The 16,622-nt window shown below is 64.0% G+C and carries 15 protein-coding genes; 4 read left to right on the top strand and 11 right to left on the bottom strand.

Going from position 1 to position 16,622, the window contains the following annotated elements:
* From DM373_RS08030 to DM373_RS08005, 6 genes are all read right to left on the bottom strand, one after another.
* Window positions 1-2,550, bottom strand: coding sequence for a dermonecrotic toxin domain-containing protein (locus DM373_RS08030; RefSeq protein WP_110993038.1), 2,550 nt, complete (start codon window positions 2,548-2,550; stop codon window positions 1-3).
* A 95-nt stretch (window positions 2,551-2,645) separates the two neighbouring features.
* Window positions 2,646-3,179, bottom strand: coding sequence for a C40 family peptidase (locus tag DM373_RS08025; protein ID WP_110993037.1), 534 nt, complete (start codon window positions 3,177-3,179; stop codon window positions 2,646-2,648).
* A 146-nt stretch (window positions 3,180-3,325) separates the two neighbouring features.
* Complete coding sequence (locus DM373_RS08020) at window positions 3,326-3,958, bottom strand: C40 family peptidase (RefSeq protein ID WP_110993036.1); 633 nt, start codon at window positions 3,956-3,958, stop codon at window positions 3,326-3,328.
* A gap of 127 nt (window positions 3,959-4,085) precedes the next feature.
* On the bottom strand, window positions 4,086-4,790 hold the full coding sequence (gene hda / locus DM373_RS08015) for a DnaA regulatory inactivator Hda (RefSeq protein WP_110993035.1): 705 nt from the start codon (window positions 4,788-4,790) through the stop codon (window positions 4,086-4,088).
* A gap of 182 nt (window positions 4,791-4,972) precedes the next feature.
* Window positions 4,973-6,046 carry an AI-2E family transporter gene (locus tag DM373_RS08010; protein WP_110993034.1) on the bottom strand — a complete coding sequence of 358 codons (1,074 nt, stop codon included), beginning with the start codon at window positions 6,044-6,046 and terminating at the stop codon, window positions 4,973-4,975.
* Between the two features lie 12 nt (window positions 6,047-6,058).
* A complete protein-coding gene (locus tag DM373_RS08005) occupies window positions 6,059-7,105 on the bottom strand; it encodes a DUF2066 domain-containing protein (protein WP_110993033.1) in 1,047 nt (348 codons plus the stop codon).
* A gap of 341 nt (window positions 7,106-7,446) precedes the next feature.
* On the opposite strand from DM373_RS08005, the gene purM reads away from it, so the two are divergent.
* From purM to DM373_RS07985, 4 genes are all read left to right on the top strand, one after another.
* On the top strand, window positions 7,447-8,505 hold the full coding sequence (purM, locus tag DM373_RS08000; protein ID WP_110993032.1) for a phosphoribosylformylglycinamidine cyclo-ligase: 1,059 nt from the start codon (window positions 7,447-7,449) through the stop codon (window positions 8,503-8,505).
* Window positions 8,505-9,158: a phosphoribosylglycinamide formyltransferase gene (gene purN / locus DM373_RS07995; protein ID WP_110993031.1), complete on the top strand. Its 654-nt coding sequence runs from the start codon at window positions 8,505-8,507 to the stop codon at window positions 9,156-9,158. The genes purM and purN overlap by 1 nt, the downstream gene beginning before the upstream one ends.
* Before the next feature lie 8 nt (window positions 9,159-9,166).
* On the top strand, window positions 9,167-9,877 hold the full coding sequence (locus DM373_RS07990) for a DUF3108 domain-containing protein (RefSeq protein WP_110993030.1): 711 nt from the start codon (window positions 9,167-9,169) through the stop codon (window positions 9,875-9,877).
* Between the two features lie 316 nt (window positions 9,878-10,193).
* Window positions 10,194-10,376 (top strand): hypothetical protein, encoded by a 183-nt coding sequence (locus DM373_RS07985; protein ID WP_110993029.1) that lies wholly within the window; start codon window positions 10,194-10,196, stop codon window positions 10,374-10,376.
* A gap of 46 nt (window positions 10,377-10,422) precedes the next feature.
* Here the strand turns inward: DM373_RS07985 and DM373_RS07980 are convergent, their stop codons facing one another.
* The 5 genes from DM373_RS07980 to cysM form a co-directional block, all read right to left on the bottom strand.
* Window positions 10,423-10,962: a DUF2058 domain-containing protein gene (locus DM373_RS07980; protein ID WP_110993028.1), complete on the bottom strand. Its 540-nt coding sequence runs from the start codon at window positions 10,960-10,962 to the stop codon at window positions 10,423-10,425.
* A 28-nt stretch (window positions 10,963-10,990) separates the two neighbouring features.
* Entirely contained in the window at window positions 10,991-11,824 is an 834-nt protein-coding gene (gene mazG, locus DM373_RS07975) for a nucleoside triphosphate pyrophosphohydrolase (RefSeq protein ID WP_110993027.1), read from the bottom strand.
* Between the two features lie 107 nt (window positions 11,825-11,931).
* Window positions 11,932-14,172: a GTP diphosphokinase gene (gene relA / locus DM373_RS07970; RefSeq protein ID WP_110993026.1), complete on the bottom strand. Its 2,241-nt coding sequence runs from the start codon at window positions 14,170-14,172 to the stop codon at window positions 11,932-11,934.
* 99 nt (window positions 14,173-14,271) lie between these two features.
* A complete protein-coding gene (rlmD, locus tag DM373_RS07965; protein WP_110993025.1) occupies window positions 14,272-15,630 on the bottom strand; it encodes a 23S rRNA (uracil(1939)-C(5))-methyltransferase RlmD in 1,359 nt (452 codons plus the stop codon).
* Window positions 15,630-16,529, bottom strand: a complete 900-nt coding sequence (gene cysM / locus DM373_RS07960) for a cysteine synthase CysM (protein ID WP_110993024.1) — start codon at window positions 16,527-16,529, stop codon at window positions 15,630-15,632. Before cysM ends, rlmD begins: the two co-directional genes overlap by 1 nt.
* Between the last annotated feature and the right edge of the window lie 93 nt (window positions 16,530-16,622).

The following is a 16,622-nucleotide window of genomic DNA, read 5'->3' as shown; positions in this document are numbered from 1 at the left end:
TCAGTCGGGGAAAAAGCGGTCTGCCAGTTCCGCATTCCCCAAGCGCACGGTGTAGCCGGCCTTGTCGAACGGCAGGCCGGTGCGCAACTCGAAGACCGGGCCGGTCGCAGGCTTGGGCACCTCGCTCAGCTTGACGTTGACGAAGTGGTAGTCGCTGCCGCGGATCTCCTTGATGGCGTCGACACGGAAGTAGGAGCCCGGCATGAACAGTGTTTCGGCCTCGTTGGAATGCGTGGAGAAGGCACTGACCGGCGTTCCGTGCTGATAACTGCCCGCCGGCAGCTCGAACACCACCGAGCTGTCGTCGAAGACCCCCTCCAGGCCACTGCTCGCCTTTAGATCGTTGTCGGCGGCGAACAGCCGGACGATGTAGGGGTTTTCAGTGAAGGATGTGAGGTCGGTGTTGACCAGAACATCGCCTGCCTTGATCTGCCCGTTGCGAAAGTGGCTGCCGCTGGTGCTGCGCGAACCATGCCCGCCCCGGTACAACGGTACCTCGTGGCTTTCCGGCAAACCCACTAGCCCGTCGGCGAGTTTGTTCAGGTACGCCACTTCATCGCCGTAATCGAACTCCCGTACCCCTTCACGCAGGTAGCGATTGATCTGCGCCCCGTCTTCATCCGTGTAGATCAGGATCAAGTGGTTCTTGTAGAGGCCATGGTGTTTGTAGGTATAGACACGGGCGCCATCGTCGTCGGCGTAGTCGAACCCTTCCTCGTCCTCCAGGGGGTCACTGTCCTCATCTAGCTCGAAAAAATCACAGTCCTGCAGCAACGCCCGCTGACGCACCAGCGCCGCCTCGGACATTGCATTGCTGCGTGCTTCATCGGTGCGCATGTATTCATCCCAGAAAGCCGATGGCTCACTGGCCAGGCTATTTTCCGGGGCGCCGCCGGCCAACCGGGGTGGAGCAAGCAGCTCCCACTCGCCTGCCGTGCCGAGGCGCACCGGGCGCAAGGGAGCGAAGGCGAAGGGGTTGTCCGCGTCCACGATCAGCCAACTGGACAGTTCCGGGCTATAGCGAACTCGATAGGGCAGGCCGTCCAACTCGATCCAGCACGAGCCATCCCCTCCCAGACGAATGCCCTGCAAGCGGCCATGGCCCAGCGCCTTGTTCTCCAGCAGCTCGTTGCCTTCTTGCCCTTCGAGCGTCGATTGCGGCGCCTCGGCCACCTCCCAGTCGGCCAACGAAACGTCAATTTCATGAAAGGGCGCCTGATAGGCGAGCGAGGCCAAGCTACTGCCGAACCCCACATCGACCATGTTCAGCGCAGCGAAGATCGAGTCGAGGATCGCCGCCCGCATGGCCGCGCGCCGCTCCAGCCTATTGCGCGCATGAAGCGCCGCATCCACATCCAGCCCGACCTTGGACAGGGTGACGCCAAGCAGCACCAGGGACATCGGCCAACCCAGCGGCACGAAACCGCCGAACACCGTGAGGAAAGCGCCGAGGTAACCACGCCACATGGCCTTGCGCAGTTGGCTGTTGTCGACCATGCGTGCCGCGACGCGTTGCATCTGTGCATGGGACTGATCGGCCAGAAATTCGAAGAATGAATCGCTGACCTCGATACGCCCCTGCTCGAGCAGCACCAGTGCGGCGGCATCGCTTTGACTGTCGCCCAACGCCTGCAGCGCCTGGGTTACCGCCAGGGACAGGTCACTGTCGTGCGGATCGCAGATCAGGGCCTGCTCGAAACGCGCCCTGCCCTCGGGTGTTCCCAGCTGGCTTCGCAACCATCCGGCCATGGCCTGTCGGGACGCAAAGCCACGCAGCGCCTGATCGGCCCATGGCAGGTACAGCAGGACCCGGCCACCCTGCCGAGTGAAAACATGCAGACCCGGCTGGACCGCCCCCATCCGGTAGCTGCTGATGGCCAAATCGACGGTTCGAGCGTCGCTGCGCAGTTGCGCCAACGTCGGCACTTGGCCCGGCGCCCTCAGTTCCGGCGACGCCATGGCCCGCACGCTGGACGCATCCTCGGCGCTCAAGCGTCCATCTTTTTCTGCTGTCGCGCACTGAGCGAGCAGATTGACCTTGGCCAACAAACGGAAGCCTTCGCGATGCCTGTCCCAGAACGTGGTCACCTGCTGGCGAAAAAGCTGGGCGAAATCCAAAGCCCAGAAATCCGCCTGAACGTCGCGGGCCAGCAAGGGCACTTCGTTGCGCTCGTCATAACGAGAAGCATGCCCGCCCTGGCGATAGAAGCCGCCGTACAGGTCCAGTTCGTCCGAGGCATCCTGGAACGCCACGTCGAATCGTTCGAGCATCAGCTGGGGGAAGCGCATCGACTTGACCGGCAGGCCACTATGCGCCCAGCCGGTGAAACTGCGACTGCTGGAACTGGCGCCGCTGAATTGATGCCACCAGACCTCTTGCGGATCCCAGTCCTTGCCCGTGCGTGCGCGCAGAATGCCGGCTGCCTCGGTGATGGCCAACTGATAGGGGTCTGGATAATCGCGCAGCAAGCCTTCGGCCATCCGGGCCAGCTCACGCCCGGTGCCCAGCACATGCAGATTGTGCTGCAGCGCGTTTTCGATGGTGCTCATGGAGGTGCCTCTTTCGATGAAGAAGCACGCATCCTTTACCAGCGGCTCAATCTATCCGCGGTAGATAAAGCAAGCGGCTGGCCGAGGCGCCGAAATCAGGGATTCTGCGCCAGGTGTCCGGGCGGCAGTACCCGCTTGGCCTGCAGATAGGCCTTGGCCCAGTAGTTGCTGGAGAGGTAGTCCAGGCGCACCGTGCCGCCGGTAGAAGGCGCATGGACGAAACGCCCTTCGCCGACATAAATGCCGGCATGGCTGACCTGCGCTCCACCATTGGTGGCAAAGAACACAAGGTCGCCGGACTGCAAGGCATTGATGTCCACACTGGGCGCACGCATGACGATCATGTCGCGCGTGGTGCGTGGCAGGCTGATGCCCGCCGCATCACGGTACACGTAGCCGATCAGGCCGCTGCAGTCGAACCCCGAATCAGGGGTATTGCCGCCCCAACGATAGGGCGTGCCGACGAGGCCGATCGCGCGGAACAGCACATCCTCCGCCGCAGGCGATGCCGCCGGTTGCTGGCTGAAGACCATGGGCTGTTTGACCGGCGCCGGGGCCGGTGCACGGCTGGAGCAGGCAGCAAGCAATGCCGCCATGGAGAGAAATGCGAAGCGCGCCAACATCGCCATGATGCGAACGTCCTGTCAGACAAGCCTCGGCCACGGCCGAAGATGAAAATAGGTGAGAAATTAGATTAGACGCTTTCTGTAAATGCGCACGGCGGCGAGCTTTTCAGCTACGCCGCCGCGGCAGGGTACAGCATTTTGATATCAAATCAATTGCGCGAAATGGTGGTCGGTGCCATGGCCAGCGCGCGCTTGGCTTCGATGAAGGTCTTGCTCCAGTAGCGATCGCCGAGGCTGTCGATGCGCACGCCACCGCTGCGGCGGCTGCTGGAGTGGATGAACTGGTTGTCGCCCAGGTAGATGCCGGCGTGGCTGACGCGGCCGCGACCATTGGTGCTGAAGAACAGCAGGTCGCCTGGCTTGAGCTTGTTGCGCGCGACTTTGGGGGCGTCGACGTTGATCATCTCGCGGGTCGAGCGCGGCAGGTTCATGCCGGCTTCTTCACGGAACAGATAACCAATGAAGCCGCTGCAGTCGAAGCCTTGCTCGGTGGTGCCGCCAAAGCGGTAACGGGTACCGATCAGCGCCATGCCACGCTCGAGGATGCTGTCGGCCAGCACCGGGAGCTGATAGGGCTTGCTGTTGCTGGAGAAGGCATTCAGGTCATCTTCGCTGGCCAGCTCTTCCTCGGTGAATACGGAAGAAGCGGAAGCCTTGGCCTTGAGCGATTGCTCGGCGACCGGGCGATGATCCTGGGATTGAGTGGCCGGGCCATGAGCGGCGCAACCAAACAGAAAGGTGGCAAGTGCAAGTGGCACGAGGGGTGCGAAGCGCTTCAGCATGGGCACGACCGTGTCTGTAGTCCTTTAGAAGGGGGAAACTATGCCTTCTATCGGAACCATTTGCAAATTTTATCGAAAAACATGTGACTTTTCTGTTTTGACGCTCTGGCCCCGTGTTTTCAGGGGGTCACCAACCCAGGGTTTCCTTGAGGAACGGGATGGTCAGCTTGCGTTGCGCCTGCAGCGAAGCCTGATCGAGGCGTTCGAGCAGGTCGAACAGCGCACTCATGCTGCGTGTGCCACGGGTGAGGATGAAGTGGCCGACTTCGTCGGTCAGGTGCAGGCCGCGCCGCGAGGCACGCAGTTGCAGGGCGCGCAGCTTGTCCTCGTCGGACATGCCGCGCATCTGGAAAATCAGTGCCAGGGTCAGCCGCGACTTGAGGTCCGCCAGCTTGATCGGCAGTTCGCGAGGCGAGCTGGAAGCGGCCAGCAGCAGCCGTCGGCCACTGTCGCGCAGGCGGTTGAACAGGTGGAACATGGCCTCTTCCCAATCCGCCTTGCCGGCGATCACGTGCAGGTCATCGATGCACACCAGTTCGTATTGTTCGAGATGGTCGAGCAACTCGACGCCGCGCTCCAGCAGTTGCGCCAGCGGCAGGTAGACGGCGGGCTCGCCGCGCTGCTGGAAACGCTGGGTAGCGGCTTGCAGCAGGTGGGTACGGCCAACGCCCTGTTTGCCCCACAGGTAGATGAGGCTCTCGGTCCAGCCGGCGTCGGCTTCGCATAGCCGCTCGACGTAGCCCAATGCCGCGGCATTGGCGCCCGGATAGTAGTTGATGAAGGTGGCGTCATCACGGAGACGCACACCCAGGGGCAACTGGATCGGTTTCATGCTCGCGGGCGGTCGCGGGGACCACAGGGGGCCTTTGGTGAAGAGTGTGCAAAGTCTATACCCGCAACGCGGGCGGCACAATCCGGCAGGGGAAGAGCACAAGTAAAATCAAGCAGTTGCGATGTTCACACAGCCCCTGTGGGCGCGGCGGCTCGCCGCCGCTCCCCAGTTGACGCGGTCACTTACAGGTCCGGATCGATCTCCCCGGCATACATGTCCGACTCCTTGTAGAGGTCATGCACATGCCGCAACAGCACCATGATCACCGCCGCCACCGGCAGCGCCAGCAGCACCCCGGTGAAGCCGAACAGCTCACCACCGGCGAGGATGGCGAAGATCACCGCCACCGGATGCAGGCCGATGCGGTCGCCCACCAGCAGGGGCGTCAGTACCATGCCTTCCAGCGCCTGGCCGACCATGAACACCGCGACAATCCCCAGCATCGGATACAACTCGCCGCTGAACTGGAACAACCCGGCCACCAGGGCTGCGCCGATGCCGATGATGAAGCCCATGTACGGGACGATTGCCGCCAGCCCCGCCAGCATGCCGATCAGCAGGCCCAGCTCCAGGCCCACCAGCATCAGCCCGGTGGAATAGATGACGCCCAGGGCGAGCATCACCAGCAACTGGCCACGCACGAACGCCCCCAGCACTTCATGGCACTCACCGGCCAACCCCACCACCTGCTCTTCGCGCTGGCGCGGCAACAGGCTGCGCAGCTTGGCCATCATCAGGTCCCAATCGCGCAACAAGTAGAACCCCACCACCGGGATCAGCACCAGGTTGGCCAGCCAGCCGATCAGGGCCAGGCTCGACGCGGTGGCCTGGGACAGCAACACACCGACGATGTCGGTGGTCTGGCCCATGTGCGCGCCGATGGCGGCCTTGATCTTGTCGAACTTCCAGAACCCATCGGCCAGGCCCAGGCGGCTTTGCACCCAAGGCAGGGCCACATGCTGCAGCCAGTCGAGCATCTGCGGCGCCAGCTCGTACAAGCGCACCAGCTGCTTGGCCAACATCGGGATCAGCACCAGCAGCAGGGCCATGAACAGCAGGGTGAACAAGCTGAAGACCACCACCACGCCCCAGGTCCGCGACAGCCCGGCCCGTTCTAGGCGGTCGACCAGCGGGTCGGCCAGGTAGGCCAGCAGAATCCCCACCAGGAAGGGGGAAAGGATGTTGTGCAGCAGGTACAGCAACACGGCGACCAGCAAGGCGGCGCCCAGCCCGATCCAACGACGCGTATCAATCATGTCCAATCTTCCTTACCAGCGAAAACGCAAGCCATCGAACGGCTTGGCTGCAGCGCCAGGGGGTGTCGCGCCCGGCTCGCCCTGGGCCGCAGGTGGCGGCGCGGCCTCGGCAGGCAACTCCTGCAACTTGGCTAGGCCCAGTTGCGCCCGCAACTGCTCACGGTTGCCGGTGACGCCGTAGGTCAGGGTGGCGCCGTCGGCCATCTGCAAACGCGCGCCGTAAGGTTCGAGCACGCGGCTCAGTTCGGCATAGCGCTGCAGGTTCATGCCCTGCACCTGCACCTGCAGGTCACTGCTGGCGCCGGGGCGGGTCACATAGCGCGGCGCCAGGCGGTTGCTCACGGCCAGCAGCACGGCATCGGCCAGGGCGGCCTGGTCGGCACCTTCGGCGTTGCCCTGCTCGCGCTGGTCGCCCAGCCACAGTTGCCACTTGCCTTGCCACTTGCCGTCGGCCTCATGGGCATGCACCGCCAGCAAGGCATTGGCGCCGTAACGCTCGGACGCCTCGCGCAACGGCGCCGGGTCATTGCCTTCGAGCTGCTTGGCGTTGGCCACCAGTTGCTCCTGCAGGTCGGCCAGCGGCAGGCGCAGCGGCAAGCCACGGTGCTGGGCGGCACGGCGCAGCGGTTGGGCGGCGGCCTGGCCATCGCCGACCAGGTTGCTGCCCTCGACACTGTCGAAGAGCCACCAGCCGAGGATCGACGGCCGGTTGTTGCCCCACAGCGCCAGGCCCGCCTGGCGCAGCGCGCGTTCAGTACTGCCGGGGTCGAACTCGACCAGCAGCGCCTCGGGCGGCCCGGCCTCGGTGCCGACCTGGTTGATGATTTGCTGGGGATCCTTGCGCAGGGCCGCCAAGGCCGGGCTCTGCGCTGCCTTGGGGTCGCCGGTCAGGCGCAGCACCAGGGTATCCAGGGCCTTGCTGGTAGCCTGGGCGCGGGCATCGGCGCCCTGCCCTTCGACCGGTTCGCGGACCTGATACAGCCCGGTGACGGTTTCGGCCTGCGCCGCAGCGCCGACCAGCACCAGGCACCCGGCCGCGATGTAATTGAAAAGACGCATTGAGGATTCCTGTCCAGATGACCACGAGCGACGAGCCCGGACCTGCCGGCTGTGACCGCGCAACGCAGAGAAATGCTCCGCTGCCGCGGCCCTTTGTGCCCGTCACGATGCCTATACCTTATACAGGCACCGCCGCGGCAACCAGTCGCGCACCGTGAAAGCGCTTTTTTGCCCAGATTTCCGGCCTGCCCGTCGGCCTGAGGATGGCCGCTTCGGGGCAACCCTGATAAAATCGCGCGCCTTCGCAGACCAGTGACGTACAGGCAGCCGCCGCTTCTGAAGCCGGCCTTGGCCGTCCCGGTCGTTTTCCAAGAATCCCTCCCTCTTAAAGGCCTGGATCAATGAGCAAGCAACCCTCCCTGAGCTACAAGGACGCCGGTGTAGACATCGACGCCGGCGAAGCACTGGTCGAACGCATCAAGGGCGTCGCCAAGCGCACCGCACGCCCTGAAGTCATGGGTGGCCTGGGCGGCTTCGGCGCCCTCTGCGAGATCCCGGCCGGCTACAAACAGCCGGTGCTGGTCTCCGGCACCGACGGTGTCGGCACCAAGCTGCGCCTGGCACTGAACCTGAACAAGCACGACAGCATCGGTCAGGACCTGGTCGCCATGTGCGTCAACGACCTGGTGGTGTGCGGCGCCGAGCCGCTGTTCTTCCTCGACTACTACGCCACTGGCAAGCTCAACGTCGACGTGGCCGCTACCGTGGTTACCGGCATCGGCGCCGGTTGCGAACTGGCCGGCTGCTCGCTGGTCGGTGGTGAAACCGCCGAAATGCCAGGCATGTACGAAGGCGAAGACTACGACCTGGCCGGCTTCTGCGTCGGCGTGGTGGAAAAAGCCGAAATCATCGACGGCTCGAAAGTCGCCACCGGCGACGCCCTGCTCGCCCTGCCTTCCTCCGGCCCGCACTCCAACGGCTACTCGCTGATCCGCAAGATCCTCGAAGTGTCCGGCACCGACATCGAAAACACCCAGCTCGACGGCAAACCGCTGACCGACCTGCTGATGGCGCCGACCCGCATCTACGTCAAGCCGCTGCTGCAGCTGATCAAGAACACCGGCGCGGTCAAGGCCATGGCCCACATCACCGGCGGCGGCCTGCTGGACAACATCCCGCGCGTACTGCCGAAAAACGCCCAGGCCGTGGTCGATGTGGCCAGCTGGCAGCGCCCGGCGGTATTCGACTTCCTGCAGGAAAAAGGCAACGTCGACGAGCACGAGATGCACCGCGTACTGAACTGCGGCGTAGGCATGGTCATCTGTGTCGCCCAGGATCAGGTCGAAGCCGCCCTGAACGAACTGCGCGCCGCCGGTGAGCAGCCTTGGGTGATCGGCCACATCGCCGAAGCCGCCGAAGGCGCCGCTCAGGTCGAGCTGCAGAACCTCAAGGCACACTGATGCCGAGCAAGACCTGCAACGTCGTGGTATTGCTGTCGGGCTCCGGCAGCAACCTGCAAGCGCTGATCGACAACACCAGCGCCAGTGACAGCCCGGTACGCATCCGCGCGGTGATTTCCAACCGCGCCGATGCCTACGGCCTGGAACGTGCCAAGGCAGCCGGTATCGACACCGCGCTGCTGGAGCACCAGGGTTTCGACGGCCGCGAAGCCTTCGATGCGGCGCTGATGGCGCTGATCGACGGCTTCGAGCCCGACCTGGTGGTACTGGCCGGCTTCATGCGCATTCTCAGTGGCGGCTTTGTACGCCACTACCAGGGCCGCCTGCTCAACATACATCCGTCACTGTTGCCCAGGTATAAAGGCCTGCACACCCACCGGCGCGCGCTGGAGGCTGGCGATGCCGAGCACGGCTGCAGCGTGCACTTCGTCACCGAGGAACTCGATGGCGGGCCTTTGGTCGTACAGGCTGTGGTTCCGGTTGCAACGGACGACACCGAGCAGTCGCTCGCCCAGCGCGTGCACCTGCAGGAACACCAGATCTACCCGCTGGCGGTGCGCTGGTTCGGCGAAGGACGCTTGCGTCTGGGCGAACAGGGTGCATTACTGGATGGCCAGCCGCTGGCGGCCAGCGGTCACTTGATTCGATCCTAGGAGAATTTATGCGTCGCGCCCTGCTCTTGGCTCTCGCCGTGCTCGCCCTGCCCCTCCAGGCAGCTGATTTGAAGCCTTTCGCAGCCAGTTACACGGCTGACTGGAAGCAGCTGCCCATGAGCGGCACTGCCGAGCGTAGCCTGGTGAAGAACGCCAACGGTACCTGGGACCTTAATTTCAAGGCCTCCATGATGATCGCCAGCCTCACCGAGCAAAGCACCCTCAAGCTCGACAACGACACCCTGCTGCCGCAGAAGTACCACTTCGAGCGCGGTGGCCTGGGCAAGGCGAAGAAAGTCGACCTCAGCTTCGACTGGAACGGCAAGAAGGTCACCGGCAGCGACCGTGGCGACGCGATCAGCCTGCCGCTCAACCGCGGCGTGCTGGACAAGTCGTCCTACCAGTTGGCGCTGCAGCATGACGTGGCCGCCGGTAAGAAGAGCATGACCTACCAGGTGGTCGACGGTGACGAGATCGACACCTACGACTTCCGCGTGCTGGGCACCGAGAAGGTCGCGACCAAGGCCGGCCAGGTCGATGCGATCAAGGTCGAGCGCGTACGCGACCCGAGCCAGAGCAAGCGCATCACCGAGCTGTGGTTCGCCAAGAACTGGGACTACCTGCTGGTGCAACTGCGCCAGGTCGAGACCGACGGCAAGGAGTACGTGATCGTGCTGCAGGACGGCACGGTCGATGGCAAGGCGGTCAAGGGCAACTGATTGGTCATTGCCCCAGTAACACCGGAAGCCCCGCCTTGTGCGGGGCTTCTTTTTGCCTGGGCTACGCCGACCTCTGTAGGAGCGGCCTTGTGTCGCGAAAGGGGGCGCGTAGCGGCCCCGGGATTTCAGCGCCGACGCAGAAATTGCCGGGGCCGCCGTGCGGCCCTTTCGCGGCACAAGGCCGCTCCTACAGTGCTATGCGTTGCGCCTCATGAAACTTGTTTCATCGCCGTTTAATTTACTTAGCCTGCTAACAAATTCTATAAAGAAGGCCTGCGACACAGTGCCGCAGCCCATCAAGCAGTGGAGTTTGACGATGACAGTTCAAGTAACCGAACGCGACGAATCGAAAATGTCCCACGAAGGCCTGGCCGCTGGCGTGCGGATCTGGGACGTGCACCAACAGGGCCAACTGGTCGGCATGTTCCACGAAGAGCACCTGGCCCAGCAGTACCGCAGCGAACTGGAAGTCCTGGAAAACCAGCGCACGCCCCAGTAACGCCTCCTTAAAACAAAAAACCCCGCCTAGGCGGGGTTTTTCATGCTTACCACATCAGATCGTCAGGGATCTTGTAAGCGGCGTACGGATCGTCCTCGTCCGCTTCCTCGACATGGGTGTTGAGCAGCAGGATACGGTTGGGATCGCGTTCCTGAATCTTCACTGCCGCTTCACGCGGGATCACTTCGTAGCCGCCGGCATGGCCGACGATCGCCAACGCACCGTTGCTCAACTTGGTGCGCATCAGGGCGTTGACGGCGATGCGCTTGACCTTCTTGTCATCGACGAAGTTGAAATAGTCCTCGGTGGTAAGCTTGGGCAGGCGGGTGGCCTCGATCAGTTGCTTGATCTGCGCGGCGCGGGCTTTCTGCTCGGCCTTTTCCTGGACCTGGCGGTTCAGTTCCTGGTCTTTCCTGGCCTTTTCGGCCAGGGCTTCCTTGGCCAGGCGTTGCTGGCTGTCGTCCACCTCGACCTGGCCTTTGTGCTCCAGGCGCTTCTGTTTTTTCTCAGCCTTGTTGGTCTGGGAAACCTGTTTCTGGTTGACCAGGCCGGCTTTGAGCAACTGGTCGCGAAGGGAAAGGCTCATGGGTGTCTTTACTCACTTATGCATCGGCTCAGCCGCAGCTGGGCAGGTTCTTTTCCTGACGCTTGGCCTCGCCCCACAGGGCGTCCAGCTCGTCGAGGGTACGATCTTGGATGTTCAGGCCCTGCTCGCGCAATGCCTGTTCGATAAAACGGAAACGTCGTTCGAATTTGCGGTTGGCGCGGCGTAGGGCGTTTTCCGGGTCGTGCTTGAGGTGCCGGGCCAGGTTGACAGTGGCGAACAGCAGGTCGCCCAGTTCGTCTTCCAACGCATCGCTGTCACCATCGGCCATCGCCTGCAGCACTTCGTCGAGTTCTTCGCGCACCTTGTCCAGCACCGGCAGCGCGTCGGGCCAGTCGAAGCCGACCGTGGCCGCGCGCTTCTGCAACTTGGCGGCGCGGGACAGTGCCGGCAGTGCGGCCGGCACATCGTCGAGCAGCGACAATTGCTCCGGCTCGCTGTTTTCGGCACGCTCTTCGGCCTTGATCTCTTCCCAGCGCGACTTGACCTGGGCCTCGCTCAACGAAGGCGTATCGACGGGCGCATAGAGCTCGCCGGTGGGGAACACATGGGGGTGGCGACGAACCAGCTTGCGGGTGATCGAGTCGACCACGCCGGCGAACTCGAAACGCCCCTCTTCCCGCGCCAGCTGGCTGTAGTAGACCACCTGGAACAGCAGGTCGCCCAGCTCACCCTGCAGGTGGGCGAAATCACCCCGCTCGATGGTGTCGGCGACTTCGTAGGCTTCTTCGATGGTGTGCTGGACGATGCTGGCGTAGTCCTGCTTGAGGTCCCACGGGCAGCCATATTGCGGGTCGCGCAGGCGGGCCATGAGGTGCAGCAGGTCGTCGAGGGTATAGGTCATGAATGCAGGTCCTTCGGCGGCGCCTGCTTCGCGGGTAAACCCGCTCCCACAGAGGCTTGCGACCTGCCTGTGGGAGCGGGTTCACCCGCGAAGAAGCCACCTCGTTCTCAAGGGGTACGGTTACGCCGCGTCTCGATGATGTTCGGCAACTGCGAGATCCTGCCGAGCAGGCGCCCGAGGGCATCCAGGCCGGGGATCTCGATGGTCAGCGACATCAAGGCGGTGTTGTCTTCCTTGTTCGAGCGGGTGTTGACCGCCAGCACGTTGATCTTCTCGTTGAGCAGCACCTGCGACACGTCGCGCAGCAGCCCCGGGCGGTCGTAGGCACGGATGACGATGTCGACCGGGTAGGTCTGCACCGGGATCGGCCCCCAGCTGACCTGGATGATCCGCTCCGGCTCCTTGCCCGCCAGTTGCAGCACCGAGGCGCAGTCCTGGCGGTGAATGCTCACGCCGCGGCCCTGGGTGATGTAGCCGACGATGGCATCGCCCGGCAGCGGCTGGCAGCAGCCGGCCATCTGCGTGAGCAGGTTGCCGACGCCCTGGATCTGGATGTCGTTGCGCTTGCCCGCGCGGATGCCCCGCGCCTGGCGCGGCACCAGCTCGACCTGCTCGATACGCTCGGGCTCGAGCAACTGCTGGGCGGCGTTGACCATGTGCGCCAGGCGCAGGTCGCCGGCACCGAGGGCGGCGAACATGTCTTCGGCGGTCTTGACGTTGGCCTTCTCGGCGAGGCGCTCGAAGTCCACCTGTGGCAGGCCCAGGCGGCTGAGCTCGCGCTCGATCAGGGTCTTGCCGGCAGCGACGTTCTGGTCGCGCGCCTGCAGCTTGAACCAGTGGACGATCTTCGCCCGTGCCCGCGAGGTGGTCACGTAACCGAGGTTGGAGTTCAGCCAGTCCCGGCTCGGATTGCCGTGCTTGCTGGTGATGATCTCCACCTGCTCGCCGGTCTGCAGGCTGTAGTTGAGCGGCACGATGCGCCCGTTGATCTTGGCGCCCCGGCAGTTGTGGCCGATCTCGGTGTGCACGCGGTAGGCGAAGTCCAGCGGCGTGGCGCCCTTGGGCAGGTCGATGGCATGGCCGTCGGGGGTGAACACGTAGACCCGGTCCGGCTCGATGTCGACCCGCAGCTGTTCGGCCAGGCCGCCGATGTCGCCCAGCTCTTCATGCCATTCGAGCACCTGGCGCAGCCAGGAAATCTTCTCTTCGTAGTGGTTGGAGCTGGGCTTGACGTCGGTGCCCTTGTAGCGCCAATGGGCGCACACCCCAAGCTCGGCCTCTTCGTGCATGGCGTGGGTGCGGATCTGCACTTCCAGCACCTTGCCCTCGGGGCCGATCACCGCGGTGTGCAGCGAGCGGTAGCCGTTTTCCTTGGGGTTGGCGATGTAGTCGTCGAATTCCTTGGGGATGTGCCGCCACAGGGTGTGCACGATGCCCAGCGCGGTGTAGCAGTCGCGCACTTCCGGCACCAGCACGCGTACCGCACGCACGTCGTAGATCTGGCTGAACTCCAGGCCCTTGCGCTGCATCTTGCGCCAGATCGAATAGATGTGTTTCGCCCGGCCGCTGATGTCGGCGTTGACGCCGGTGGCCAGCAGCTCGTTCTGCAGCTGGTTCATCACGTCGCTGATGAAGCGCTCGCGGTCCAGCCGGCGCTCGTGCAGGAGCTTGGCGATCTGCTTGTACTGGTCAGGCTCGAGATAGCGGAACGAAAGGTCTTCCAGTTCCCACTTGATATGGCCGATGCCCAAGCGGTGGGCCAGCGGTGCGTAGATATCGAACACCTCGCGGGCCACACGCAGGCGCTTTTCATCGTCGGCGGACTTCACCGCACGAATGGCGCAGGTGCGTTCGGCGAGCTTGATCAGCGCCACCCGCACATCGTCGACCATGGCCACGAGCATCTTGCGCAGGTTCTCGACCTGCGCCTGCGAACCCAGCACCAGCGACTGACGCGGGCTGAGGCTGGCACTGATGGCCGCCATGCGCAGCACGCCGTCGATCAGCTTGGACACCACCGGGCCGAAACGCTGGCCAACCTCGGCCACCGTCACCTTGCCTTCGCGCACCGAGCGGTAGATGACCGCCGCCATCAGCGAATCCTGGTCGAGCTTGAGGTCGGCAAGGATTTCGGCGATCTCCAGGCCCGCCTGGAAACTGGACGTGCCATCGGCCCAGGAATGCTTGGCCGGGTTGCCCTTCTTCTCGATTTCCTGGGCGAACTCGCAGGCCTCTTTGAGCGCCGCGCGATCGAGCTGCGAATCGACGCTCACCACATGATCGAGCCATGCTTCGAGATTGATACTGCCGTCATTGTTGACCGGCTGGTGCACTCTCACCTGTACCATCTTTGTTTTACCTTTCCATACAGCGCACCACGCGGGTGCGCTGGTTATCACCTGTGCCGCCCTCGTTCCCTGAACGCCGCACCAAGAAGACCAGGCTCGCTAGCCCACTTCGAATAACGCCATGGCCTCGACATGCGCCGTCTGAGGAAACATGTCGAGAATCCCGGCCCTTTTTAACCGGTACCCCTGCCCGACCAGCACCTGCGCATCTCGCGCCAGCGTGGCCGGGTTGCACGATACGTAGACCAGCCGTTTCGCGCCGAGCCGAGCGATGCCTTGCACCACCTCGTAAGCCCCGTCGCGCGGTGGATCCAAGAGTACCGCAGAAAAGCCCTCGGCGACCCATCCGGCGCCCGCCAAAGGCTGCGATAAATCGGCCTGAAAAAACCGTGCGTTATGCACATCGTTGCTGCGGGCATTGGCCTCGGCGCGCTCGACCATGGCCTGCACGCCTTCTACCGCCACCACTTCCCGCGCCTGCCGGGCCAACGGCAAGGCAAAGTTGCCCAGGCCACAGAACAGGTCCAGCACCCGTTCATCCGCCTGCGGCGCCAGCCAGGCCAGGGCCTGCTGGATCATCAGGGTGTTGACCTGGGCATTGACCTGCACGAAGTCGCCCGGCCGCCAGGCCAGCTGCAACGCCCAAGGCTCCAGGGCAAAGCCCAGCTCGCTTGAGGCATCCACGGGTGCCGGGTCGCCTTCGCCCTGCAGCCACAACTGGGCGCCGGCCGCGCGGCAGAATGCCTCGAGGCGCGCCAGGTCTTCAGCAGGAAGGGCCGCCACATGACGCACCAGCACCGCCTCGGCACTGCCGCTGAACAGCTCCACATGCCCCAGTGCCTGCGGCTTGCTCAAGCTGCGCAGCACGGTCGGCAAGTGGCGGAAAATCGACTGCAAGGGTTGTACCAGTACCGCGCACTCGTCGATGGCGACGATGTCCTGGCTGGCCTCGGCGCGGAAGCCCACGTCCAGTTGACGGGCCTTGGCGTCCCAGCGCACGGCCACCCGTGCCCGGCGTCGATAACCGAACTCAGGCCCGCTCAGGGGCGCGGCCCACTCGTCCGGCTGAATGCCGGCGACACGCTGCAACTGCTCGGCAAGCGTACGCTGCTTGAGCGCCAGTTGGCCGTCATGGGGCAGGTGCTGCAGGTTGCAGCCGCCGCAGCGCTGGTAATGTTTGCACGGCGCTTCGCGACGCTCGGGGCTGGCCTGGAACACGCGCTCAAGGCGCGCCTCGACCACCTTGCCCCGGGCCGCGAGCACCCGCGCTTCGACCTCTTCGCCGTCCAGCGCACCGCTGACGAACCAGGTGCGCCCCTCGACGAAGGCGATACCGCGACCATCACCGGCCAGGCGCTCGATCTGCAGGCGCTGCTTCTTGCCCACGGGCACCTGGGTGCCACGGTCGCCGCCGGCCGGCTGGAAGCGCAGGCCGCTGTTGCTTTTCTTTCTGGACATCAGTTGGTATCGAACAGGCCGGTGGAAAGGTAACGGTCGCCACGGTCGCAGATGATGGCAACCATCACCGCGTTCTCGACTTCACGGGACAGGCGCAGCATGGCCGCCACCGCACCGCCGGAGGACACGCCACAGAAGATGCCCTCTTCGCGGGCAAGGCGGCGGGTGGTCTCTTCGGCTTCCTGCTGCGACATGTCGACCACGCGGTCGACCCGGGTGGCGTCGAAGATCTTCGGCAGGTATTCCTGGGGCCAGCGGCGGATGCCGGGGATGGCCGAACCTTCCATCGGTTGCAGGCCGATGATCTGCACCGCCGGGTTCTGTTCCTTCAGGTACTGCGAGCAGCCCATGATGGTACCGGTGGTGCCCATGGAACTGACGAAATGGGTGATGGTGCCCTGGGTCTGTTGCCAGATCTCCGGCCCGGTGCTGTTGTAGTGGGCAATCGGGTTGTCGCCGTTGGCGAACTGGTCGAGCACCAGGCCACGGCCTTCTGCCTGCAGCTTTTCAGCCAGGTCGCGCGCGCCTTCCATGCCCTCTTCCTTGGTCACCAGGATCAACTCGGCGCCATAGGCGGTCATCGCCGCCTTGCGTTCGGCGGTGGAGTTGTCCGGCATGATCAGGATCATCTTGTAACCCTTGATCGCCGCCGCCATGGCCAGCGCGATCCCGGTGTTGCCGGAGGTCGCTTCGATGAGGGTGTCGCCGGGCTTGATCTGATTGCGCAGCTCGGCGCGGGTGATCATCGACAACGCCGGGCGGTCCTTGACCGAACCTGCCGGGTTGTTGCCTTCGAGCTTGAGCAAAAGCGTGTTGCTGGTAGCCCCGGCGATGCGCTGCAGGCGAACCAGAGGCGTGTTGCCGACGCAATCGGCGATGGTTGGGTACTGCAGGGTCATGGGCGTTATCGCAATCCGGACGGCAGGGGCGCCTATCATACCGGCAAACCCCGCGAGGCCATATCACGCAATTGTCGGACGCTATAGCTGTCA

Origin of the sequence: Pseudomonas sichuanensis (assembly GCF_003231305.1) — a bacterium.
Taxonomy (GTDB): Bacteria; Pseudomonadota; Gammaproteobacteria; order Pseudomonadales; family Pseudomonadaceae; genus Aquipseudomonas; species Aquipseudomonas sichuanensis.
The sequence above is the reverse complement of the archived record's forward strand: the minus strand, read 5'-3'. Positions and strand labels throughout refer to the sequence as shown.

Bases quoted from the DNA above. Each gene is read 5' to 3' on its own strand.
- DM373_RS08030 (WP_110993038.1), bottom strand. From the start codon at position 2,550: ATGAGCACCATCGAAAACGCGCTGCAGCACAATCTGCATGTGCTGGGC.
- DM373_RS08025 (WP_110993037.1), bottom strand. From the start codon at position 3,179: ATGGCGATGTTGGCGCGCTTCGCATTTCTCTCCATGGCGGCATTGCTT.
- DM373_RS08020 (WP_110993036.1), bottom strand. From the start codon at position 3,958: ATGCTGAAGCGCTTCGCACCCCTCGTGCCACTTGCACTTGCCACCTTT.
- hda (WP_110993035.1), bottom strand. From the start codon at position 4,790: ATGAAACCGATCCAGTTGCCCCTGGGTGTGCGTCTCCGTGATGACGCC.
- DM373_RS08010 (WP_110993034.1), bottom strand. From the start codon at position 6,046: ATGATTGATACGCGTCGTTGGATCGGGCTGGGCGCCGCCTTGCTGGTC.
- DM373_RS08005 (WP_110993033.1), bottom strand. From the start codon at position 7,105: ATGCGTCTTTTCAATTACATCGCGGCCGGGTGCCTGGTGCTGGTCGGC.
- purM (WP_110993032.1), top strand. From the start codon at position 7,447: ATGAGCAAGCAACCCTCCCTGAGCTACAAGGACGCCGGTGTAGACATC.
- purN (WP_110993031.1), top strand. From the start codon at position 8,505: ATGCCGAGCAAGACCTGCAACGTCGTGGTATTGCTGTCGGGCTCCGGC.
- DM373_RS07990 (WP_110993030.1), top strand. From the start codon at position 9,167: ATGCGTCGCGCCCTGCTCTTGGCTCTCGCCGTGCTCGCCCTGCCCCTC.
- DM373_RS07985 (WP_110993029.1), top strand. From the start codon at position 10,194: ATGACAGTTCAAGTAACCGAACGCGACGAATCGAAAATGTCCCACGAA.
- DM373_RS07980 (WP_110993028.1), bottom strand. From the start codon at position 10,962: ATGAGCCTTTCCCTTCGCGACCAGTTGCTCAAAGCCGGCCTGGTCAAC.
- mazG (WP_110993027.1), bottom strand. From the start codon at position 11,824: ATGACCTATACCCTCGACGACCTGCTGCACCTCATGGCCCGCCTGCGC.
- relA (WP_110993026.1), bottom strand. From the start codon at position 14,172: ATGGTACAGGTGAGAGTGCACCAGCCGGTCAACAATGACGGCAGTATC.
- rlmD (WP_110993025.1), bottom strand. From the start codon at position 15,630: ATGTCCAGAAAGAAAAGCAACAGCGGCCTGCGCTTCCAGCCGGCCGGC.
- cysM (WP_110993024.1), bottom strand. From the start codon at position 16,529: ATGACCCTGCAGTACCCAACCATCGCCGATTGCGTCGGCAACACGCCT.